We start from the raw sequence: 19,097 nt of genomic DNA on the forward strand, positions 1-19,097 counted from the left end.
TCAGCTTTCTTCAGGTCTGCTTCAGCACCGTGGCGCGATGCTGGGCCGCACCGCCGGGCGGACGTCCCGGATGTGCGCGAGGAGCCCTTGATGACCCAGCCCCACACCCCGGAACCGTCCGAGCCCGGCACCGAGGAGGCCGGCTTCCCCGCGGCCAAGCGGTCGCTCCGGGAGCGCTACGGGCACCTGCCCCGCCGCCGGGGGACCCGCCTGCTGGCGCTCGGCGCCGCGGTGGTCGTACTCGCCGGGGTGGCCGCCGTCGCGGCGGTCGCCTCGCACCACCCCTTCGAGCGCGGCGGCGAGTTCGGCGACAAGCGGCCCGGGTACGCGGCCGCCGAGGGCCGGGACGGCCGCGGCCGGGAGGGGCAGGACCACCGCATGCTCGCCGGGAAGGAGATCGGTGCCGGCAAGCGCGCCAGGGCCGGTCTGGGCAACGGGCCGGAGGGCCTCGCGCCCGCCCCGCTGCCCGCGCTGCCGGCCGGCCAGGCGGTCGAGAAGGCGGCCGCCGCGGTGCCGGGCGGCAAGGTCGACTCGCTGCGGGTGGTCGGCCAGCAGGGCGGCGGCAGCGCCTGGCAGCTCGAGGTGCTGGGCACCGACGGGGTGCGGCACCTTGTGACCGTCGACGGCGTGAACGGGACGGTCACCGGCAACACCGTCGCCGATCGCTGATCAGTGACGGCCGTGGACGACGGCGTGACCGCGTCCACGGCCGATCAGCCTCCGGCCGGGGTCACTCCTTGCCGAGGACCGTGACGTCCAGGTGGTCGGCCGCGTACTCGGCGCGGATGACCTTCTTGTCGAACTTGCCGACCGAGGTCTTTGGCACGGACTCGATGATCGCCCAGCGCTCCGGGAGCTGCCAGGAGGCGACCCGCTCGGCCAGGAAGGCGCGCAGCTCGCGCAGGCCGGCCTTGGCCCCGGGCCGCAGTACGACGGTGGCCAGCGGCCGCTCGCCCCACTTCTCGTCCGGTACGGCGACGACGGCCGCCTCGGCCACCTCGGGGTGGGCCATCAGGTGGTTCTCCAGCTCGACCGAGGAGATCCACTCGCCGCCCGACTTGATGACGTCCTTGGCGCGGTCGGTGAGCGTCAGGTAGCCGTCGGCGGTGATGGTGCCGACGTCGCCGGTACGCAGCCAGCCGTCCTCGCTGAACTTGTCCTCGGGCCGCTCCGGGTCCTGCCCGGCGCCGCCGAAGTACGCCGCCGCGATCCACGGCCCGCGCACCTCCAGCTCGCCGGCCGAGACGCCGTCGTGCGGCATCCGCTCGCCGCCGGGGCCGGAGAGGCGGGCCTCGACCGAGGCCGGGAAGAGGCCCTGGGTCACCCGGTAGGGCCACTCCTGCTCGGCCGTCAGACCGCCCGGCGGGAGCGCGAACGTGCCGAGCGGCGAGGTCTCGGTCATGCCCCAGGCGTGCACGACGTTGATGCCGTGGCGCTCCTCGAAGCCGCGCATCAGGGCGGGCGGGCAGGCCGAGCCGCCGATGACGACCATCCGGAGGGTGGAGGTGTCGTAGTCGCCCGCGTCGAGCTCGTCCAGCAGACCGTTCCAGATGGTCGGGACGGCGGCGCCGACGGTCGGCTTCACCCGGTCGATCATCTCGGCGAGCGGCTTGGGCTGGAGGTGGCGGTCCGGCATCAGCAGGTTGGCGCCGGACATGAAGGCCGCGTGCGGGACGCCCCAGGCGTTCACGTGGAACATCGGGACCACCGGCAGCGCGGTGTCACGGGAGGTCAGGGCGAAGGTGTCCCCCGCGTTGACCTGCAGGCAGTGCAGGTAGACCGAACGGTGGCTGTACAGCACGCCCTTGGGGTCACCGGTGGTGCCGGAGGTGTAGCAGAGCGCCGCCGCCTGGCGCTCGTCGATGTCGGTCTGCCACGGGTAGTCGGCGGGCCGGCCGGCGATCAGGTCCTCGTACTCGTGGACCGTGCCGGCGAAGCCGTCGAGCACCGAGCGGTCGCCCTCGCCGACCACGACGAGGTGCTTGAGGGTGGGGTTCAGCTGCGGCAGCACGCCGGCCAGCAGCGGGAGCACCGTGCCGTTGACGATGATCGCGTGGTCGGCGGCGTGGTTGATGATGAAGGCCAGCTGGTTGGCCGGCAGCCGCAGGTTGAGGGTGTGCAGCACGGCGCCCATGGAGGGGACGGCGAGGTACGCCTCCAGGTGCTCCGCGTTGTTCCACATCAGGGTGGCGACCCGCATGTCCCCCGTGACCCCGAGCTCGTCGCGCAGCGCGTGCGCGAGCCGGCCGGCGCGGGCGCCGACCTCGGCGTAGGTACGGGTGACCGGGCCGGTGCCGTCCCAGGTGGTGACGGTGGAGCTGCCGTGGATGGTGGACCCGTGCATCAGAATTCGGGCGACGGTGAGCGGTACGTCCTGCATCGTGCTGAACACGCGGGTCCTCCTTGACCGGGCGGCTCTCCTGACCACGGCTACCCAGAAGTAACCGATGGGTAGCCGTGCCTGATTGTGCCGCCCGCCGGGGCCACTGTCAGCACCCGCACCCCGTTGCGCCGGTCACGCTTCGGCGTCTCCGGGCCGGTCAGAACACCGGGGCGGCCGCGGCGTGCAGGGCGCAGCCGTTGCTGAAGGTCTTCTTCCAGCTGATCTTCCGGCCCCGCCAGGCGCCCTCGGCGGAGGCGGTGACCGGGGCGTAGATCATCGGGCAGACCGTCTCCGGGCTGCCCGCGAGGTGGTCGAGGTCGCCGCCGGCCGCCGCCACGGCCCTGCAGGCCGCGCCCGGGTGGGCATGGGTGCCGCCCGACGGGCAGTCCAGGGTGACCTGCTGGGCCGCCCGGCCCGGGGCCTCGCCCTCGCTGACGGTCAGCAGCAGGGAGGACGCCGACAGCTTGGGGCCGTGAATGGCCGGGGCGGCCGCCAGGCCGGTGGCGGCGAGGGTGAGGCACGCGGTCGTCAGCAGGTGACGCATTGCGGTGGTCGTCATACCGGCCAGCGGACCACGGACGGCGCCGGACCCCAAGCCCGGTGTCCGTCGTTCGGGTGGAATCAGGCGGCACATTGCGGCGAGTGAGTGACCCTCAGGTGGCCACCAGCGCATCCAGCTGATCCCGGTCGACGGTGAGCTCCGCGCCGCCGTACGACTCCTGGACGTTGCCGTGGTGCTGGTGGATGCGCTGGTGGTACACCCACTGGTCGGCGTCGACGGCGCCGGCCCCGTCGGTGACCGACCGGTCGTCCCAGCGGGCGTACCAGATCGCGTCCGGCATCGGGGAGCTGCCCGCCCGGGCGGCCGCCGCGAGGTCGGCGATGCCGGAGTCGGAGCTGGAGTAGAAGCCCGAGCGGTAGCCGGCGCCGTGCAGGGCCTGGGTCCAGCCGAGGGTGAAGTCGACGACCGCCTTGCTGCACCCGGCGTCGCCCCGGGGGTACGCCTCGATGTCCAGGTAGACCGGGCTGCCCCTGCCGAGACCGAGGGCCCGCAGCCCGAGCACCGCCTCCGCCGCCTCGGCCCGCCCCTGCGCGACGGCATCCGCCGGGTCGATGCGCTTGGGCTTGTGCGTCGCGGCGCTGCACGGCGCCTGCGTGCCGACGTGGGTGGGGATCAGCTGCCAGCCCATCGCCCGGACCTTCCGCACCCAGTCGGCCGTGAGCCGGGCCTGGTCGCAGGCCCGCTGGCCACCGCTGGTGTAGATGCCGACGGCGCCGTACGGGGACGAGGCGCGCCAGGCCTTCATGGTGTCGAGGGGCGGGGCCGAGCAGGCGTCGAAGCCGGCGCCCGTGAAGACCCTCCGGGGCAGTGCCTCCCTGCGTGCCGGGGAGTCGGGCAGCACGGTGGGCCGGATGCGCGGCGGCGGGAGCGGGGCGGTGGCCGCGGCCGGGGCCAGGGCGAGGCTCGGGGCGGGCGCGGCGCCGGCCTGCGCGAGGAGGCCTCGGTCGGTGGCGAGGAGCAGGACGAGGGATGCTGCGGTGAGGGCCGCCGGACCTAGTAAGCGCATCCTCTCTTGCTACTGATTTGTCATCAAATAGGCCGGTGGGCACGCCGGGGCGAAGGGTTGCTTTCACCCGCTCGGCCGCGAGCAGCGCGGACGGCTGTGGGCGGCGCCGTTGCCGGCACCGCCCACGAAAGCCCGGAGCGTGGTGACCCTTTCCGCTCCCTGCCGTATCTCGTCCGCCGTCGGCGCCCCCGCCGTCGGCGGAAGCCCGTCAGTGGACGGGGGGCGCGAACACGAAGTGGACGTTGTTGTTGGACTGGTCGGTGAAGACGAACCCCGCGTTGTCCTTCACCTGGAGGTTGTTGTTCTGGTTCGAGGCACCGGAACCGGTGGCGGTCTGCTGGGTCGAGTTGTAGTTGCCGTCCACCGAACCGAAGATGTTGCCGCTGCCGATGTTGGACACCACGCTGCTGTTGGATCCGTCGCCTGCCAGAGCGCCGTTGTCGGCTGCCGCCGCGCCGGCCCCGGCGAGCAGCAGGCCGGCCGCGAGCGGGGCGGCGGCGAGAAGTCCGACCAGTCGTGCGGTGCGAGTGCGAGCCATGAATGCCTCCAGGTAGGTACTGCGCAATACAGGAGCTGCGTGCAGGAGTTCGCGGCCAGACGAACCCCTGCGGGCTGCGACGCCGGGCAACAGACTTCCGCAACAAATCGACAAAGCACCAGCACCGGTGGGGCTTTTCGCCCGTTAGCGTGACATTGCGAGCTGTTCGCATAGTCGGGGAATACGCGGTTCGTGAGCAGACACACCGCGGCCCACCTGGGAGTTCCATCGAACGGCGGCAGCCGGGACGGCGTCCGCGAGGGCGCGCCGGCCGTGTCGCAGCACTCACCCGCACCACCCGGGGCGCGGGAATTCCCGTTCACGCCCCGAAGAGGTCGAATGAGCCATTCTTGTCGACATTTTCAGCCGCGCGCAGAATACGTACGACAGTTGTTTCTGATGACCGTCAGAGGGTCTTACCGGGATTCAGGATCCCCAGCGGATCGAAGACCTCCTTCACCCGCCGCTGGAGGTCCAGTCCGACCGGCCCCAGTTCCCTGGCCAGCCACTCGCGCTTGAGCAGGCCGACACCGTGCTCCCCGGTGATGGTGCCGCCGAGTTCCAGGCCGAGCGTCATGATCTCGTCGAAGGACTGCCTCGCCCGCGCCGACTCGTCCGGGTCCGCGGCGTCGAAGACGACGGTCGGGTGGGTGTTGCCGTCCCCGGCGTGGCAGACCACACCGATGACGAGCCCCTGGCGGGCGGCGATCCCGGCCACCCCGCGCAGCATCTCGGCCAGCCGGGAGCGCGGCACCGCGACGTCGTCGATCATCGTGGTGCCCAGTCGGTCCAGCGCGGGCAGCGAGAGCCGCCGGGCCTGCAGCAGCAGCTCCGACTCGGCACGGTCCTCGGCCGGCACCACCTCGCTCGCACCGGCCGCCCGGCACAGCTCCCCCACAGCCGCCAGCTCGGCGGCCGGGTCCTTGCCGTCGAAGGCCACCAGCAGCAGTGCCCGGGTGGACGCCGGCAGGCCCATCTGCGCCATCTCGTTCACGGCCCGGACCACCGTGGCGTCCATCAGCTCCATCAGCGAGGGCGTGAAGCCCTTCGCCATCACCTCGCACACCGCCGCACACGCCGCGTCCGTACTCGGAAACTCCGCGGCCAGTGCCAACTGCGGCGCGGGTGCGGGCCGCAGGGCCAGCACCGCCTGCACCACCACGCCCAGCGTCCCCTCCGAGCCGACCAGCAGCCTGGTCAGGTCGTAGCCGGCCACGCCCTTGGCCGTCCGCCGGCCGGTGGTCAGCAGCCGCCCGTCGGCCAGCACCACGTCCAGGCCCAACACGTACTCGCTGGTCACCCCGTACTTCACACAGCACAGCCCGCCCGCACCGGTGCCGATGTTGCCGCCGATGGTGCAGGACTCCCAGCTGGACGGGTCCGGCGGGTACGCCAGCCCGTACTCGGCCGCGGCCCGTGACAACTCGGCGTTCACCACGCCGGGTTGGACCACGGCGATGCGGTTCACCGGGTCCAGCTCCAGGATCCGGTTCATCTTCACCATCGACAGCACGATGCAGTCGTCGACGGCGTTGGCCCCGCCGGACAGCCCGGTACGGGCCCCCTGGGGCACCACCGGCACCCGGAGCTCCGTGGCCGTCCGTAGCACGTGCTGCACCTGCTCCACCGTCTCGGGGAACACCAGCACGGCCGGCTCACCCGCCTCGCAGAACCCCGCCATGTCATGGCGGTACGCGGCCGTCACCTCCGGATCCACCACGACCGCCGCCCCCGGCAGCCCCCGCAGCAGCCGGTCGGTCAGATCACTCATGGCAGCCTCCGCTCCTCGTGCCCCTGCTCCGAACTCTGCTCGCCCGCCCGGCCCGGGGCAAGAACGCGTAGGCCGGAAATTCGTCAAGCACCGGCCGGAAAACAATTCGGGATTTCGTCAACTCGCCCTCACGGTCCGGGAGTAGAGCCGGGCGAATACTTGACAGAATCTCCCCGCGCATTTGGCCGCTACCCGTGCCGAAGCCTTTGAATCGCCTCACACGGCCCGTCGGGTCACCGAAATCGCAAGGAGAAACGGCATGGGTTCCACGGTCGGCGTTGGCACCGCTGTGCACGCAGGTGCCGCCGGTGAGTTCCTTCTCGGCGGCGATCTGCCGATCCGCCGGATGGGTTACGGCGCGATGCAGCTGGCCGGCCCCGGGGTCTGGGGGCCGCCGAAGGACCGTGACACGGCGATCGCGGTGGTCCGCCGGGCGGTCGAGCTCGGGGTCAACCACATCGACACCAGCGACTACTACGGCCCGCACGTGGTGAACGGGATCATCCGCGAGGCCCTGCACCCGTACACCGACGACCTGGTGATCGTCACCAAGGTCGGCGCCCGCCGTACTCCGGAGAAGGACTGGCCGGCCGCGCTGAAGCCCGCGGAGCTGGTGCAGGCGGTGCACGACAACCTGGACCACCTCGGCCTTGAGCGGCTCGACGTGGTCAACCTGCGGATCGTCGAGGAGGGCGGCGGCCTCGGCCCGACCGACTCCATCGAGGAGCCGTTCACCGCCCTGGCCGAGCTGCGCGAGCAGGGCCTGATCCGCCACCTCGGGCTCAGCAACATCACCGCCGCCCAGCTCGCCGAGGCCCGCGCCATCGCCCCGGTGGTCTGCGTGCAGAACGAGTACAACGTGGTTCGCCGGGACGACGACGCCCTGCTGGAGGCGACCGCCGCCGACGGCATCGCCTTCATGTCCTTCTTCCCGCTCGGCACGTACACCCTGCGCCACGAGAAGCCGGCCGGCGCGGACGCCAAGGTGCCGCTGGCCACGCCGCTGCGCAACGACGCGCTGGACACGGTCGCCGCGCGCCACGGCGCCACCGCCTACCAGGTGGCCCTCGCCTGGCTGCTGCACCGTTCGCCCAACCTGGTCTGCATCCCGGGCACTTCGTCCCTGGCGCACCTGGAGCAGAACATCGCCGCCGCCGGGCTGCGCCTCGGCGAGGAGGACCTCCGCGACCTGGACGCCCTGAAGGGCTGACCCGCCCCACCCCAGCCGCCACCACCACCCGGGACCGCGATCCGCGGTCCCGCCGAAGGGAGCACGATGTCGTCCGCTGCCGATCCGATACTGGAACTGCCGTACGGCGCCCGGCCCGACCCCGAGGAGTTCCTGCGCGCAGCCATGCGCTGGCACTTCTCCCCGGAGACCGGATCGCCGTTCTGGCTGGCACTGGCAGAGACCCTGGACTTCGACCCGGTCGCGGACATCCGCACCTTCGAGGACCTCTCCAAGTTCCCCAACGTGGCCAACCGGCTGCGGGACGTACCCGTCGAGGACCTCATCCCGCGCGGCTACGGCCCGAAGCCCGAGATCGTCGGCGTGTACGACAGCGGCGGCACCACCGGCGCCCCGAAGCGCGTCCTGATGCTGCGCGAGTGGCTGGACCTGCTGCTGGCCCACAGCAGTGCGCAGTTGGACGCCCACGGCGTGCCGCGCGACCTCAACTACCTGATGGTCGTCCCGTCCGGCCCGCACATGGTCGGCGAGACCTTCCAGCGCATGGTGCACGACCGCGGCGGTCTGCCGTTCACCGTCGACGTGGACCCCCGCTGGGTCAAGAAGCTGATCGCCCGCGGCGAGAAGGCGGAGGCGGCGGCCTACACCGAGCACCTGGTCGACCAGCTCGCCTTCACCCTGGAGTCCCAGGACATCGGGGTGCTGATCCTCACCCCGCCGACGCTGGAGCGGCTGAGCCGGCGCGACGAACTGGTGGCGCTGGTCCGCAAGAAGGTGAAGGCGATCATCTGGGTCGGCACCCAGCTGGACGCCGACACCCGCCACCTCTACCGCACCGAGCTGTTCCCCGAGACCGTCTTCGTCAGCGGCTTCGGCAACACCATGACGCTCGGCCACGTCACCGAGCGCCCCGGCCTCACCGACGACGACCCCTGCGTCTACGACCCCTTCTCGCCGTACATCACCTACCGGGTGATCGACGGCGACAGCGGCGAGCCGGTCGAGTACGGCGAGCGCGGCCGGGTGGTCATGCACTACATCGGCAAGAGCCTGCTGCTGCCGAACAACCTGGAGCGCGACTACGCCACCCGCATCCGGCCGCTGGACGGCCAGGTGGGTGACGCCATCGCGGACATCGCGCCGGTCAAGGAGTTCGACAACGAGACGGTCATCGAGGGGGTCTACTGATGACCGCCGAGCTGATCGCCCTGGACGCGCTCGGGCCGGGCGGGCCGTACCACGCCCGCAAGCGGCTCACCATCAGCGATGTCGCGGGCGCTCCCCTCGCCGAACTCAGCATCGTGCCGAAGCTGTTCGTCACCCGGGCGCTGTCCGCCCTGCACAAAGCCGTCAACCTGCCGGCCGAGGAGCGGCTCGCCGCCCTCGGCCGGGCCGCCCGGATCTTCCTCGAGGAGACCGTCGACGGGCTGACCTTCGCCGAGTACGAGCACGCCGTCAGCCGGGTCTCCGGGGTGTCGGTCACCGCGGTCAGGGCGGCGGCGGCCGAGATCGCCAACGCCGCCCGCAAGGCGCACTTCAGCGCCTACCACGCCCGCCCGACCGGCGCCGTGGCCGACTGGCGGGACCCCCTCACCCGTACCGGCCGCGCGGTCTGGACCCGCCGCGGCGAGGTGTTCGCCGTGCACGCGGCCGGCAACCACCCGGCCCCGCACGCGCTCTGGCTGGAGGCGCTGGCCCTCGGCTACCGGGTGGCCGTCCGGCCCTCCCGGCGCGAGCCGTTCACCCCGCACCGCCTGGTCACCGCCCTGCGGGCGGCGGGCTTCGGCAACGACCACGTCGTGCTGCTGCCCACCGACCACGACGGCGCGGACGAGGTGCTGGCCGGCGCCGATCTCGGCATCGTCTACGGCGGTGACGAGGTCGTGCGCAAGTACGCCACCGACACCACCGTGCTGGCGCAGGGCCCGGGCCGCTCCAAGGTCCTGATCACCGCCGACAGCGACTGGCGGGAGCACCTGGACACCATCGTCGACTCGATCAGTCACCACGGTGGCGTCAAGTGCATCAACACCACCGCAGTGCTGGTCGAGGGCGACCCCGCACCGCTCGCCGAGGCCATCGCCGAGCGTCTGGCCGCCATCCCGAGCCTGCCGCCCGAGGACGACCGGGCGGTCCTGCCGGTGCAGCCGGTCGCGTCGGCACGGGCGGTCGAGCAGTACCTGCTCAGCCAGGCCAAGGGCACCCGCGCCTGGCTGGGCGGAGAGGGCATCGTCGAGGAACTCGGCGACGGCAGCGCCGTCCTGCGGCCCGCGGTGCACCAGCTGGACCGTCTGGACAGCGGGCAGCTGGACATCGAACTGTCCTTCCCCTGCGTCTGGGTGGCCCGCTGGAGCCGCGAGGACGGGATCGCTCCCCTCCGGAACTCCCTGGTGCTGAACGCCCACACCGGCGACGAGGAGCTGATCGACCGGCTGGTCGGCGAGCCCAGCATCAAGAACGTCCATCTCGGCGACCACCCCACCTACTGGATGGAGCCGGGGGTGCCGCACGACGGCTACCTCGGCGAGTTCCTGATGCGGACCAAGACCGTCATCCGAGGCTGAGAGACCATGAGTGTGCCCTGGCCGCCCACAGGCGGCCGGGGCACACTCATGTCGTCCAAGAGCAGCCACATGAGGGGCGCGTGGGGGTACCTCCCGGCCGAAGGCTGGGGGAGAACTGCGCGAAATCGGAAGGCGACGACCTGTGCCCTCCCGGTTTCGCGCAGTTCCCGCGCCCCTGATGTGGCCGGCGCCGCGCCTGCCGGCGGAGCCTCTAGGACCGCGAGACCAGGGCCGCGTGGGTGGGGCCCGCGGGGACGGAGGCCGGCCGGCCGGAGGCGAACTCCTTGCGCAGGACCGGCAGGATCTCCTCGCCGAGGATGTCGAGCTGCTCCAGCACGGTCTTCAGCGGCACACCGCCGCCGTCCATCACGAACAGCTGCCGCTGGTAGTCGCCGAAGTTCTCGCGGAAGGTCAGGGTCTTGTCGATGACCTCCTGCGGGCTGCCGACCGTCAGCGGGGTCTGCTCCATGTACTCCTCCAACGACGGGCCGCCGCGGTACACCGGCGCGTTGTCGAAGTAGGGGCGGTACCGGCGGACCGCCTCCTGCGAGTTCCTGTGCACGAAGAACTGCCCGCCGAGGCCGACGATCGCCTGCTCCGGGGTGCCGTGGCCGTAGTGGGCGAAGCGCGTCCGGTACAGCTCGACGAGCTGCATGAAGTGCTCCTTGGGCCAGAAGATGTGGTTCGCGAAGAACCCGTCGCCGTAGTACGCGGCCTGCTCGGCTATCTCCGGGCTGCGGATCGAGCCGTGCCAGACGAACGGCGGCACGCCGTCGAGCGGGCGGGGCACCGAGGTGAAGCCCTGCAGCGGGGTGCGGAAGCGGCCCTGCCAGTCCACCTGCTCGTTGCGCCAGAGCTGGTGCAGCAGTGCGTAGTTCTCGATCGCCAGCGGAATGCCCTGGCGGATGTCCTGGCCGAACCACGGGTAGACCGGGGCGGTGTTGCCCCGGCCCATCATCAGGTCGACCCGGCCGTCCGCGAGGTGCTGCAGCAGCGCGAAGTCCTCGGCGATCTTCACCGGGTCGTTCGTGGTGATCAGGGTGGTCGAGGTGGAGAGGATGATGCGCTCGGTCTGCGCGGCGATGTAGCCGAGCAGCGTCGTCGGCGACGACGGTACGAACGGCGGGTTGTGGTGCTCACCGGTCGCGAAGACGTCGAGGCCCACCTCCTCCGCCTTCAGGGCGATGGCGACCATCGACTTGAGCCGTTCCTGCTCGGTCGGCGCCTTGCCGGTGTTGGGGTCCGCGGAGATGTCTCCGACGGTGAAGATCCCGAACTGCATCGTGTCCACTCTCCATTGACGTCAGTCGGCGATGCCGCGGGAGGCGATCACCTTCGTGGGGTGCAGCCGGACGAGAAGCTCGCCCGGAACTCCGTTGCGCGCGCCGAACTCCTCGGCCCGGTCCGCGCCCATGTAGCGGCCGCCGATCCGGCCCGCCCAGAGCCTGAGGTCCGCCGGCTCCTCCGAGATCGTGACCTCGCCCTCGATCAGCACGAAGGCGAACGGCGGCCGGTCGTCGTCGGCGCAGAGCGTGGCCCGGGGGTCCCGCTGCAGGTTGCGGCCCTTGACCGAGCCCTTGCCGGTGTTGAACAGCAGGTCGTCCCCGTCCAGCACGAACCAGATCGGGGCGATGTGGGGACGGCCGTCGGCGCGTACGGTCGCGAGCTTGCCGGTGCGTGTGCCGGTGGCGACGAAAGCACGCCACTCGGCCTCGGTCATCTTCTCCATGGCAGACATCCTGGGCGGTGGGGAATGCCGGGGAAAGGCGCGGCCGATACTTCGTCAGCTCGGCAAATGGCTCCGCCGGAAGGTGCGGCAGCGGGCCAACCACAAGGGGCGCGGGGAACTGCGCGAAACGGAAGACTGCAGGCCTTTGCCTTCCGATCTCGCGCAGTTCCCCGCGCCCCTGGGATGCCCGATCCTGATCGGTCAGCGAACGACCAGGGTGTCCAGGTAGGAGGAGACGTTGCGCCGTGTCTCGGTCACCGAGTCACCGCCGAACTTCTCCACCAAGGCGTCGGCCAGGACCAGCGCGACCATTGCCTCGGCGACGATTCCGGCCGCCGGCACGGCACACACGTCCGAACGCTGGTGATGGGCCTGGGCCACCTCGCCGGTCCGGACGTCCAGGGTCGCCAGCGCCCGCGGCACCGTCGCGATGGGCTTCATGGCGGCGCGGACCCTGAGCGGCTCGCCCGTGGAGAGCCCGCCCTCGGTGCCGCCCGCCCGGCCCGACCTGCGCCGTACGCCCTCCGGGCCCGGCTCGATCTCGTCGTGTGCCAGGGAGCCCGGCACGCGGGCCAGTTCGAAGCCGTCGCCGATCTCCACGCCCTTGATCGCCTGGATTCCCATCAGCGCCGCCGCCAGCCGGGCGTCCAGCCGGCGGTCCCAGTGCACATGCGAACCCAGCCCCGGCGGCAGCCCGTACGCGAGCACCTCGACGACACCGCCCAGAGTGTCGCCCTCCCTGTGCGCGCGGTCGATCTGCTCGACCATCCGCGCGGAGGCGCCGGGGTCGAGGCAGCGGACCGGATCGGCATCCAGCCGCTCGGCGTCGGCGGGCTTCGGGAGCACCCCGGCGGGGGCCTTGGCCGCACCCAACTCGACCACGTGCGAGACGAGTTCGATCCCGGCGACCTCCAACAGGAACGACCTGGCGACCGCGCCGAGGGCCACCCGGGCGGCGGTCTCCCGGGCGGAGGCCCGCTCCAGGACGGGGCGGGCGTCGTCGAAGCCGTACTTCTGCATGCCCGCCAGGTCGGCGTGGCCCGGACGCGGCCGGGTCAGCGGCGCGTTGCGGCCGAGGCCGGCGAGGATCTCCTCGTCCACCGGGTCCGCCGACATCACCTGGTCCCACTTGGGCCACTCGGTGTTGCCGACCATCACCGCCACCGGGCTGCCCAGGGTCAGACCGTGCCGGACCCCGCCCAGGAAGGTGACCTCGTCGCGCTCGAACTTCATCCGGGCGCCCCGGCCGTGGCCGAGCCGGCGCCGGGCCAGTGCGTCCGCCACCACCTCGGTGCTGACCGGCACCCCGGCGGGCAGCCCCTCCAAGGTCGCCACCAGTGCGGGGCCGTGCGACTCCCCCGCCGTGAGCCAGCGCAAGGTGCCCACGGTCACCGGCCCTCGCCGTCCACCGCAGGGCCGCCGAGCTTCGCGCCGTGCAGCCACTCGACCTTGTCGTACAGCTCCGCCGGGGACAGCGCGGCGAGCATGGCGTTGCGCTCTCCGGCCGCTTCTCCGGCCGGGTGGTAGAGCTGACGGCCCATCTCCCGGGCGAGCAGCTGGGTCGCACCGGTGCGCTCGCGGCGCTCGCCGTTGAACTTCTCGAAGCGCTGCCCGAAGTCGGCCTCGTCGGTGCCGATGAGATCGCCGAGCACCACCGCGTCCTCCAGGGCCTGGCAGGCGCCCTGGGCGGCGTACTGCAGCATCGGGTGCGCGGCATCGCCGATCAGGACCACCCGTCCGTCGGTCCAGGTCTCCACCGGGTCGCGGTCGCAGAGGACCCAGGACCGCCAGTCCTCGCCGAGGCCGAGCAGCCGGCGGGGGATGTCGCCGAGCTCGGGGAACTCCTGGAGCACGTGCTCCTTCTCGGCCGGTGCGCCGATCACCGCCTCGGTCGCCGCGTCGTCGCGGGTGGCGGCGAGGTTGAGGTACCTGCCGCCGCCGATCGGGTAGTGGACGAAGTGCCACTTGGGGCCGGCCCAGAGGGTCACGGTGTTCCACCGCAGGTCCTCGGGCACGCGCTCCATCGGGATCACCGAGCGGTAGATGGTGTGCCCGGAGACCTTGGGGAAGCCGTCGCCGATCATCTGCCGGCGCACGAAGGAGTTGATGCCGTCGGCGCCGATCAGGGCCGCGCCGTGCACCTCCTCGCCGGACGCCAGGTGGGCGGTCACCCCGGAGGAGTTCTGCGTGTAGCGCTCCAGCGTGGCGCCGGTCCGCAGCTCGATGGCCTCCGACGCGCGGCAGGCCTCGAGCAGCGGCGCGTACAGGTCGATCCGGTGGACCACCACGTACGGGTTGCCGAAGCGCTCACGGTAGTCGGCGGTCAGCGGCATGCTCGCGACCTTCTCGCCGGTGGTGCCGTCCATGAAGCGCAGTTCGTCGATGTGGACGGCGCGCTCCCGGACGGCGTCGCCCACGCCGAGCTGGTCCAGGGCGTGGAAGGCGTTCGGGGCCAGCTGGATCCCGGCGCCGAGTTCGGTGAAGCTGTCGCGGCTCTCCAGTACGACCACCTGGTGGCCCTGCCGGGAGACGCTGAGCGCGGTCGCCAGCCCGCCGATGCCGCCGCCGGCTATGAGTATCCGTGCCATCTTGGGTCTTCTTTCCTCTCTCTGTCTGTCGGGGTCGGCCCTAGCGGGCCTGTTCGCCGAAGAGCCGTCGCAGTTCCTGGTGGAAGCCGGGAAAGGTCTTCCCCACGCAGTGCGGGTCGTCGAGCGTGATGCCGGGGACCCGTAGGCCCAGCACCGAGAAGGCCATGGCGATGCGGTGGTCGCGGTGGCAGGCGATGGTCACCGGCCGGGGCCGGCCCGGGTGGACGGTGATCCGGTCCGGTCCGTCCTCCACCCGGATGCCGGCGGCCCGCAGGTTCTCCGCGATCGCGGCGATCCGGTCGGACTCCTTGAGCCGGGCGTGACCGATGCCGTGGACGGTGATCGGGGCGTCGGCGAGCGGGGCGATGGCCGCGAGCGTCATGAAGGTGTCCGAGATGTCGCCCATGTCGACCTCGAAGCCTCCGCGCAGCGGGCCGGTGCCGGTCACGGTGGTGCCGTCCTCGGTCACCTCGACCCGGGCGCCGGTCTTCGCCAGCACCTCGACGAAGCGCAGGTCGCCCTGCAGGCTGCCGGTGCCGAGGTGGGGCACCGTCACGCTCGTCCCGGTCAGCGCGGCCGCCGCGAAGACGTACGAGGCGGTGGAGGCGTCCGGTTCGATCCGGATCCGCGTGCCGGCGTAGCCGCCCGGCTCCACCCGCAGCCTGCCGTCCCGGTCCGTGGAGACCTGGGCGCCGAAGCGCCGCATCAGCGCGATGGTCATCGCGATGTACGGGCGGCTCACCAGGCCCGCCACCGAGACGGTCAGCGGTTCGCGCATCAGGGGGGCCGAGAGCAGCAGCCCGGTCAGGTACTGGCTGCTGGTCGAGGAGTCCAGCGCCAGCTCGCCGCCGCGCAGGCCCCGGGCCTGCAGCCTGAGCGGGAGTCCGCCGCCCGCACCCGGCTCGACCTCGGCGCCCAGTTCGGCGAGCGCCTCGGTCAGCGGGTGCAGCGGGCGGGCGGTCAGCTGCTCGGAGCCCTCGAAGAGGAACTCGCCCTCTCCCGCGGCCGCGAGGACCGGCAGGAAGCGCGCCGCGGTGCCGGCGTCCGCGCACCAGATCCGGGCCGGGCCCGAGGGCGCCCGGCCGGTGCCGTGCACCTCCCAGTCGCCGCCGTCCAGGGTCACGTCGACCCCGAGGGCGGTCAGCGCCGTGCGGAAGGCGACCGTGTCCTCGCTCTCCAGCGGGTCCACCAGGCGCGTCCGGCCGGCGGCCGCGGCGGCGAGCAGCAGGACCCGGTTGGTGATGCTCTTCGAGCCCGGTATCCGGGCGCTCCTCGTGGCCGGCTCCGGCCGCAGGCTGGCGACCATCAGGCGGTGGCCCCGCCGTCCAGGACGAGGTCGTGGCCGACGACGAAGCTGGACTCCTCACCGGCCAGCCACAGCACGGTGTTGGCGATCTCCTCGGTACGGGCGACCCGGCCGATCGGCACGCCGGCCTTGACCCGGGCGTCCCGCTGCTCGTCGGTCTCCCCCTCGTGCCGGCCCTGGTCGGTGTCGACCGTGCCGGGGCTGATCGCGTTGATCCGGATGCCCTCGCGGATGTACTCGCGCGCGGCGGTGCGGGTCAGCGTGCTCAGGGCGGCCTTCGAGGCCGCGAAGGCGCCGAAGCCCGGGACCCGGCCGTGGATGCCGATGTTGGCCGCGGTGTTGACGATCACTCCGCCGCCGTTGGCCTTCATGTGGGCGATCTCGTGCTTCATCAGCAGCCACACGCCGGTCAGGTTGGTGGACAGGATGTCGCCCCAGACCGCCTCGCAGACCTCGGCGAGCGGGCTGGGCCTGCCCATCACCCCGGCGTTGTTGAAGGCGATGTGCAGCCCGCCGTGCCGCTCGACGGTGGTCCTGACGAGCCTGATCACGTCCATGCCGTGGGTGACGTCGGCCCGGACGCAGTCCGCGACGCCGCCCTCCTTCTCGATGAGTGCGACGGTCTCGCGCAGTTCATGAGGTTCTCGCCCGGCCACCATGACCGTGGCGCCCTCACGGGCGAAGGCCAGCGCGGTGGCCCGGCCGATTCCGGAGCCGCCTCCGGTGACCAGGGCGACCTTGCCGGCGAATCGTGCGGTCATCAGTTTCCTCCTGCGACGGAATTGACCGGGAATAACTCTTCGACAGACTCTGCTGCAGCCGTTCCGGCCTGGGCAACAACGCTTTTGTTACTTCGTCAGCTGAGGGAACGAAAACAGTGCAGGGGATTCCGGGAACACCGGAATCCCCTGCACTGGCGGAGCATTCTGCAAAGCGGTGGAGCGAGGCGGATCAGGCGGTCTTGAAACCGGCCTTCAGCGCGGTGGCGATCTCGACGGCGCGGCGGGCCTGGAAGCCGATCGAGCCGAGGTTCTCCTCGCCGGGAGGGTTGGTGTTGTTGGAGACGTGGCTCGCGCCGTACGGGTTGCCGTTGGCCGGGGCGAACTGGACGGGGTCCGCGTAGCCCGGGGCCACGATGATGGCGCCCCAGTGGTAGAAGGTGTTGTTCAGCGCCAGCAGGGTGCTCTCCTGGCCGCCGTGGGCGGTGGAGGTGGAGGTGAACGAGGAGACCACCTTGTTCACCAGCTTGCCCTGGTACCACAGGCCACCGGTGGTGTCGATGAACTGCTTGAGCTGGGCGGCCGGAAGGCCGAAGCGGGTGGGGGTGCCGAGGAGGATGACATCGGCCCACTCCAGGTCCTCCAGGGTCGCCTCGGCGACGTCCTTGGTGGCGGCGACGTGGTCGGCCCAGGCCTGGTTGCCGGCGATGGCCGCCTCGGGGGCGAGCTCGGCGACCTTGCGCAGGCGGACCTCGGCACCGACCTTCTCGGCGGCCTGGGCGGCCTCCTGGGCCAGCTTGTGGACGTGTCCCGTGGACGAGTAGTAGATGACGGCGACGTTGGTCACGTGCGCAACTCCCAATCGGACGTATCAGGCTGTACGGGATCCAGTGATGTCCCGTCAGAATGACTCTTCCGCAGGACCGTCCGGCGCGGCAACCAGATGACGGCGACTTCATCACCTTGCGCCGCACCGGACTTGGCCCGCACCGGAACCCGCAGGTCAGACGATCTCCATCGTCCCCATCATGCCCATCGCCCCGTGGTCGAAGATGTGGCAGTGGTAGAGGTAGATACCCCGGTAGCTGTTGAAGGTGACCAGCAGCTTGACCGTCTCCCCTGCCAGGAGGCTGACGGTGTCCTTCAGCCCCGCCTCACCGGGCTGCGGAGCCTTGCCGTTGCGCTCCAGGATCCGGAACTGCACCAGGTGGAGGTGGAAGTTGTGCGGCGCCAGCTGGTTGGCGTTGGTGACCGTCCAGACCTCGGTGCTGCCCCAGGTGATCCGGGTGTCGATCCGGTTCGGGTCGTAGGTCTGGTCGTTGATGTACGCGGCGGCGCCGGGCCGGCCGTCCTCGTCCATCCGCAGGGTGAAGGAGCGGTTGACGGTGGCGACGGGCGGCGTCGGCAGCGTACGGAGGCGGTCGGGCACGGAGCTGTAGTCCGAGGCGGTGCGCACCACGTCGAACCGCATGACCTGGTTGGTCTCCGGCGGGCCGGGGAGGCCCACGTTCTTCAGCACGAGCTGGGTGCCGACCGCGTACCGGGAGAAGTCGAGGACGACGTCGGCCCGCTCACCCGGAGAGAGCCACACCGAGGTGGTGCTGTACGGCTTCTCCAGCAGGCCGCCGTCCGAGCCGATCTGGACGAACGAGGTGCCGTCGGCCAGCTGCAGGTTGAAGAACCGGTTGTTGGTCGAGTTGAGGATCCGGAACCGGTACTTGCGGGCGGCGACCTGGAAGTACGGCCACGGGCGGCCGTTGACCAGGATGGTGTTCCGGTTGAGGAAGTCCTCCATCTCGTAGATCAGCCGGCCGGCCTCGTCGAAGCGCCCGTCCCGCAGGATCAGGGGCACGTCGTAGGAGCCCGAGGGCAGCGGGAGCGAGCGCTCGGCGTCGTCGCTCAGCTGGTACGTCGCGGACAGGCCTCGGTAGACGTGCTCCGACTCCATGTGGTGGGCGTGGTCGTGGAACCAGAGCGGCGCCGCGGCCTGGTCGTTCGGGTAGGTGTAGGTCCTGGCGGCGCCGGGGGCGATGGTGTCCATCGGCGAACCGTCGCTGTCCACCGGGACCTTGGCGCCGTGCAGGTGCACCGAGGTGGGCATGTCCAGGTTGTTGATCTGCTTGATCACGACGCGCCGGCCGGATCTGGCCTTGATGGTCGGCCCGGGGTACTGGCCGTTGTAGGTCCAGACCTCGGTGAGCGTCCCGGGGACGATCTCCTTCAGGGCCTTCTTCATCGTCACCGTGTAGTAGTCGGTGGTGGTCGAGCTGGAGCTCGGTGCGAGCACCGGCGGGACGGTCATCGGCACCGCGAACTGCGGGATGACGGGCGCCGTGGTGGGGGCGGGGTCGGTCGCCGCGGCCGCGGACGGCCCGGTCAGCGCCGGCACCAGCAGGCCCGCGCCACCCACCGTTCCTGCGGTGACCACACCGGCCTTCAGAGCATTCCTACGTGACAGCATCAAATCCCCGTTTCCCAACCGTTGACGGACACTTCGGGTCGCCTTTCCGGATCAGCCGGAGCAGCCCCGAGGGAAGGGTGCAGAATCTGTGAAGGCCCCTTCAAACACCAATTCGGGACGATGTCAGGTCCGGGGGACCGCCACCGGAGACCCATCGATGACGAAGTAATCGACGGGGTCAGTCAGGTCAGTGGCGAAGGTGACTCTGTGTCGACGGGATCGACCGCCACCGCGACCGGATACATAAGCTGTTCCGCACCTGGGACAACGGCGGGCCAGAC

17 protein-coding genes are annotated in these 19,097 nt (G+C 71.3%); 4 read left to right on the forward strand and 13 right to left on the reverse strand.

Annotated features, from left to right (window positions below; translation table 11 throughout):
- Positions 1 to 90 precede the first annotated feature (90 nt).
- The gene (locus FB465_RS17100) at positions 91 to 669 is read left to right on the forward strand and encodes a PepSY domain-containing protein (protein ID WP_145791679.1); all 579 of its coding nucleotides are present in this window, start codon (positions 91 to 93) and stop codon (positions 667 to 669) included.
- Between the two features lie 61 nt (positions 670 to 730).
- Here the strand turns inward: FB465_RS17100 and FB465_RS17105 are convergent, their stop codons facing one another.
- The 5 genes from FB465_RS17105 to FB465_RS17125 all read right to left on the reverse strand — a co-directional run bounded on the left by FB465_RS17105 (position 731) and on the right by FB465_RS17125 (position 6,260).
- Complete coding sequence (locus FB465_RS17105) at positions 731 to 2,392, reverse strand: long-chain fatty acid--CoA ligase (protein WP_145791680.1); 1,662 nt, start codon at positions 2,390 to 2,392, stop codon at positions 731 to 733.
- 148 nt (positions 2,393 to 2,540) lie between these two features.
- Complete coding sequence (locus tag FB465_RS17110) at positions 2,541 to 2,942, reverse strand: SSI family serine proteinase inhibitor (RefSeq protein WP_145791682.1); 402 nt, start codon at positions 2,940 to 2,942, stop codon at positions 2,541 to 2,543.
- Positions 2,943 to 3,036: 94 nt separating this feature from the next.
- The gene (locus FB465_RS17115; protein WP_145791684.1) at positions 3,037 to 3,951 is read right to left on the reverse strand and encodes a DUF1906 domain-containing protein; all 915 of its coding nucleotides are present in this window, start codon (positions 3,949 to 3,951) and stop codon (positions 3,037 to 3,039) included.
- 208 nt (positions 3,952 to 4,159) lie between these two features.
- Positions 4,160 to 4,489: a hypothetical protein gene (locus FB465_RS17120; protein WP_145791686.1), complete on the reverse strand. Its 330-nt coding sequence runs from the start codon at positions 4,487 to 4,489 to the stop codon at positions 4,160 to 4,162.
- A 406-nt stretch (positions 4,490 to 4,895) separates the two neighbouring features.
- Positions 4,896 to 6,260, reverse strand: coding sequence for an FAD-binding oxidoreductase (locus FB465_RS17125; RefSeq protein ID WP_145791687.1), 1,365 nt, complete (start codon positions 6,258 to 6,260; stop codon positions 4,896 to 4,898).
- A gap of 259 nt (positions 6,261 to 6,519) precedes the next feature.
- Between FB465_RS17125 and FB465_RS17130 the strand changes: the two genes are divergently transcribed.
- The 3 genes from FB465_RS17130 to FB465_RS17140 all read left to right on the forward strand — a co-directional run bounded on the left by FB465_RS17130 (position 6,520) and on the right by FB465_RS17140 (position 10,013).
- Positions 6,520 to 7,470: an oxidoreductase gene (locus FB465_RS17130; protein WP_145791689.1), complete on the forward strand. Its 951-nt coding sequence runs from the start codon at positions 6,520 to 6,522 to the stop codon at positions 7,468 to 7,470.
- A 66-nt stretch (positions 7,471 to 7,536) separates the two neighbouring features.
- The gene (locus FB465_RS17135; RefSeq protein ID WP_145791690.1) at positions 7,537 to 8,637 is read left to right on the forward strand and encodes an AMP-binding protein; all 1,101 of its coding nucleotides are present in this window, start codon (positions 7,537 to 7,539) and stop codon (positions 8,635 to 8,637) included.
- Complete coding sequence (locus tag FB465_RS17140) at positions 8,637 to 10,013, forward strand: aldehyde dehydrogenase family protein (protein WP_145791691.1); 1,377 nt, start codon at positions 8,637 to 8,639, stop codon at positions 10,011 to 10,013. Before FB465_RS17135 ends, FB465_RS17140 begins: the two co-directional genes overlap by 1 nt.
- Before the next feature lie 211 nt (positions 10,014 to 10,224).
- Here the strand turns inward: FB465_RS17140 and FB465_RS17145 are convergent, their stop codons facing one another.
- From FB465_RS17145 to FB465_RS17180, 8 genes are all read right to left on the reverse strand, one after another.
- Entirely contained in the window at positions 10,225 to 11,295 is a 1,071-nt protein-coding gene (locus FB465_RS17145; RefSeq protein ID WP_145791693.1) for an LLM class flavin-dependent oxidoreductase, read from the reverse strand.
- A 21-nt stretch (positions 11,296 to 11,316) separates the two neighbouring features.
- Complete coding sequence (locus FB465_RS17150) at positions 11,317 to 11,742, reverse strand: PPOX class F420-dependent oxidoreductase (protein ID WP_246192695.1); 426 nt, start codon at positions 11,740 to 11,742, stop codon at positions 11,317 to 11,319.
- Positions 11,743 to 11,943: 201 nt separating this feature from the next.
- On the reverse strand, positions 11,944 to 13,128 hold the full coding sequence (aroC, locus tag FB465_RS17155) for a chorismate synthase (protein WP_145797399.1): 1,185 nt from the start codon (positions 13,126 to 13,128) through the stop codon (positions 11,944 to 11,946).
- Between the two features lie 2 nt (positions 13,129 to 13,130).
- Positions 13,131 to 14,330, reverse strand: a complete 1,200-nt coding sequence (locus FB465_RS17160; protein ID WP_145791697.1) for a 3-hydroxybenzoate 6-monooxygenase — start codon at positions 14,328 to 14,330, stop codon at positions 13,131 to 13,133.
- A gap of 40 nt (positions 14,331 to 14,370) precedes the next feature.
- Positions 14,371 to 15,636 (reverse strand): 3-phosphoshikimate 1-carboxyvinyltransferase, encoded by a 1,266-nt coding sequence (gene aroA / locus FB465_RS17165; protein ID WP_145791698.1) that lies wholly within the window; start codon positions 15,634 to 15,636, stop codon positions 14,371 to 14,373.
- Complete coding sequence (locus tag FB465_RS17170; RefSeq protein ID WP_145791700.1) at positions 15,636 to 16,397, reverse strand: SDR family oxidoreductase; 762 nt, start codon at positions 16,395 to 16,397, stop codon at positions 15,636 to 15,638. The genes aroA and FB465_RS17170 overlap by 1 nt, the downstream gene beginning before the upstream one ends.
- A gap of 190 nt (positions 16,398 to 16,587) precedes the next feature.
- Entirely contained in the window at positions 16,588 to 17,202 is a 615-nt protein-coding gene (gene wrbA / locus FB465_RS17175; protein WP_145791703.1) for an NAD(P)H:quinone oxidoreductase, read from the reverse strand.
- 156 nt (positions 17,203 to 17,358) lie between these two features.
- Positions 17,359 to 18,816, reverse strand: coding sequence for a multicopper oxidase family protein (locus tag FB465_RS17180; RefSeq protein ID WP_145791705.1), 1,458 nt, complete (start codon positions 18,814 to 18,816; stop codon positions 17,359 to 17,361).
- Between the last annotated feature and the right edge of the window lie 281 nt (positions 18,817 to 19,097).

The organism is Kitasatospora atroaurantiaca (genome assembly GCF_007828955.1).
GTDB lineage: Bacteria > Actinomycetota > Actinomycetes > Streptomycetales > Streptomycetaceae > Kitasatospora > Kitasatospora atroaurantiaca.

Excerpts from the sequence above, each read along its gene's own strand:
- FB465_RS17100 (WP_145791679.1), top strand. The coding sequence starts at position 91 with ATGACCCAGCCCCACACCCCGGAACCGTCCGAGCCCGGCACCGAGGAG.
- FB465_RS17110 (WP_145791682.1), bottom strand. The coding sequence starts at position 2,942 with ATGACGACCACCGCAATGCGTCACCTGCTGACGACCGCGTGCCTCACC.
- FB465_RS17115 (WP_145791684.1), bottom strand. The coding sequence starts at position 3,951 with ATGCGCTTACTAGGTCCGGCGGCCCTCACCGCAGCATCCCTCGTCCTG.
- FB465_RS17120 (WP_145791686.1), bottom strand. The coding sequence starts at position 4,489 with ATGGCTCGCACTCGCACCGCACGACTGGTCGGACTTCTCGCCGCCGCC.
- FB465_RS17125 (WP_145791687.1), bottom strand. The coding sequence starts at position 6,260 with ATGAGTGATCTGACCGACCGGCTGCTGCGGGGGCTGCCGGGGGCGGCG.
- FB465_RS17130 (WP_145791689.1), top strand. The coding sequence starts at position 6,520 with ATGGGTTCCACGGTCGGCGTTGGCACCGCTGTGCACGCAGGTGCCGCC.
- FB465_RS17135 (WP_145791690.1), top strand. The coding sequence starts at position 7,537 with ATGTCGTCCGCTGCCGATCCGATACTGGAACTGCCGTACGGCGCCCGG.
- FB465_RS17140 (WP_145791691.1), top strand. The coding sequence starts at position 8,637 with ATGACCGCCGAGCTGATCGCCCTGGACGCGCTCGGGCCGGGCGGGCCG.
- FB465_RS17145 (WP_145791693.1), bottom strand. The coding sequence starts at position 11,295 with ATGCAGTTCGGGATCTTCACCGTCGGAGACATCTCCGCGGACCCCAAC.
- FB465_RS17150 (WP_246192695.1), bottom strand. The coding sequence starts at position 11,742 with ATGGAGAAGATGACCGAGGCCGAGTGGCGTGCTTTCGTCGCCACCGGC.
- FB465_RS17160 (WP_145791697.1), bottom strand. The coding sequence starts at position 14,330 with ATGGCACGGATACTCATAGCCGGCGGCGGCATCGGCGGGCTGGCGACC.
- aroA (WP_145791698.1), bottom strand. The coding sequence starts at position 15,636 with ATGGTCGCCAGCCTGCGGCCGGAGCCGGCCACGAGGAGCGCCCGGATA.
- FB465_RS17170 (WP_145791700.1), bottom strand. The coding sequence starts at position 16,397 with ATGACCGCACGATTCGCCGGCAAGGTCGCCCTGGTCACCGGAGGCGGC.
- FB465_RS17180 (WP_145791705.1), bottom strand. The coding sequence starts at position 18,816 with ATGCTGTCACGTAGGAATGCTCTGAAGGCCGGTGTGGTCACCGCAGGA.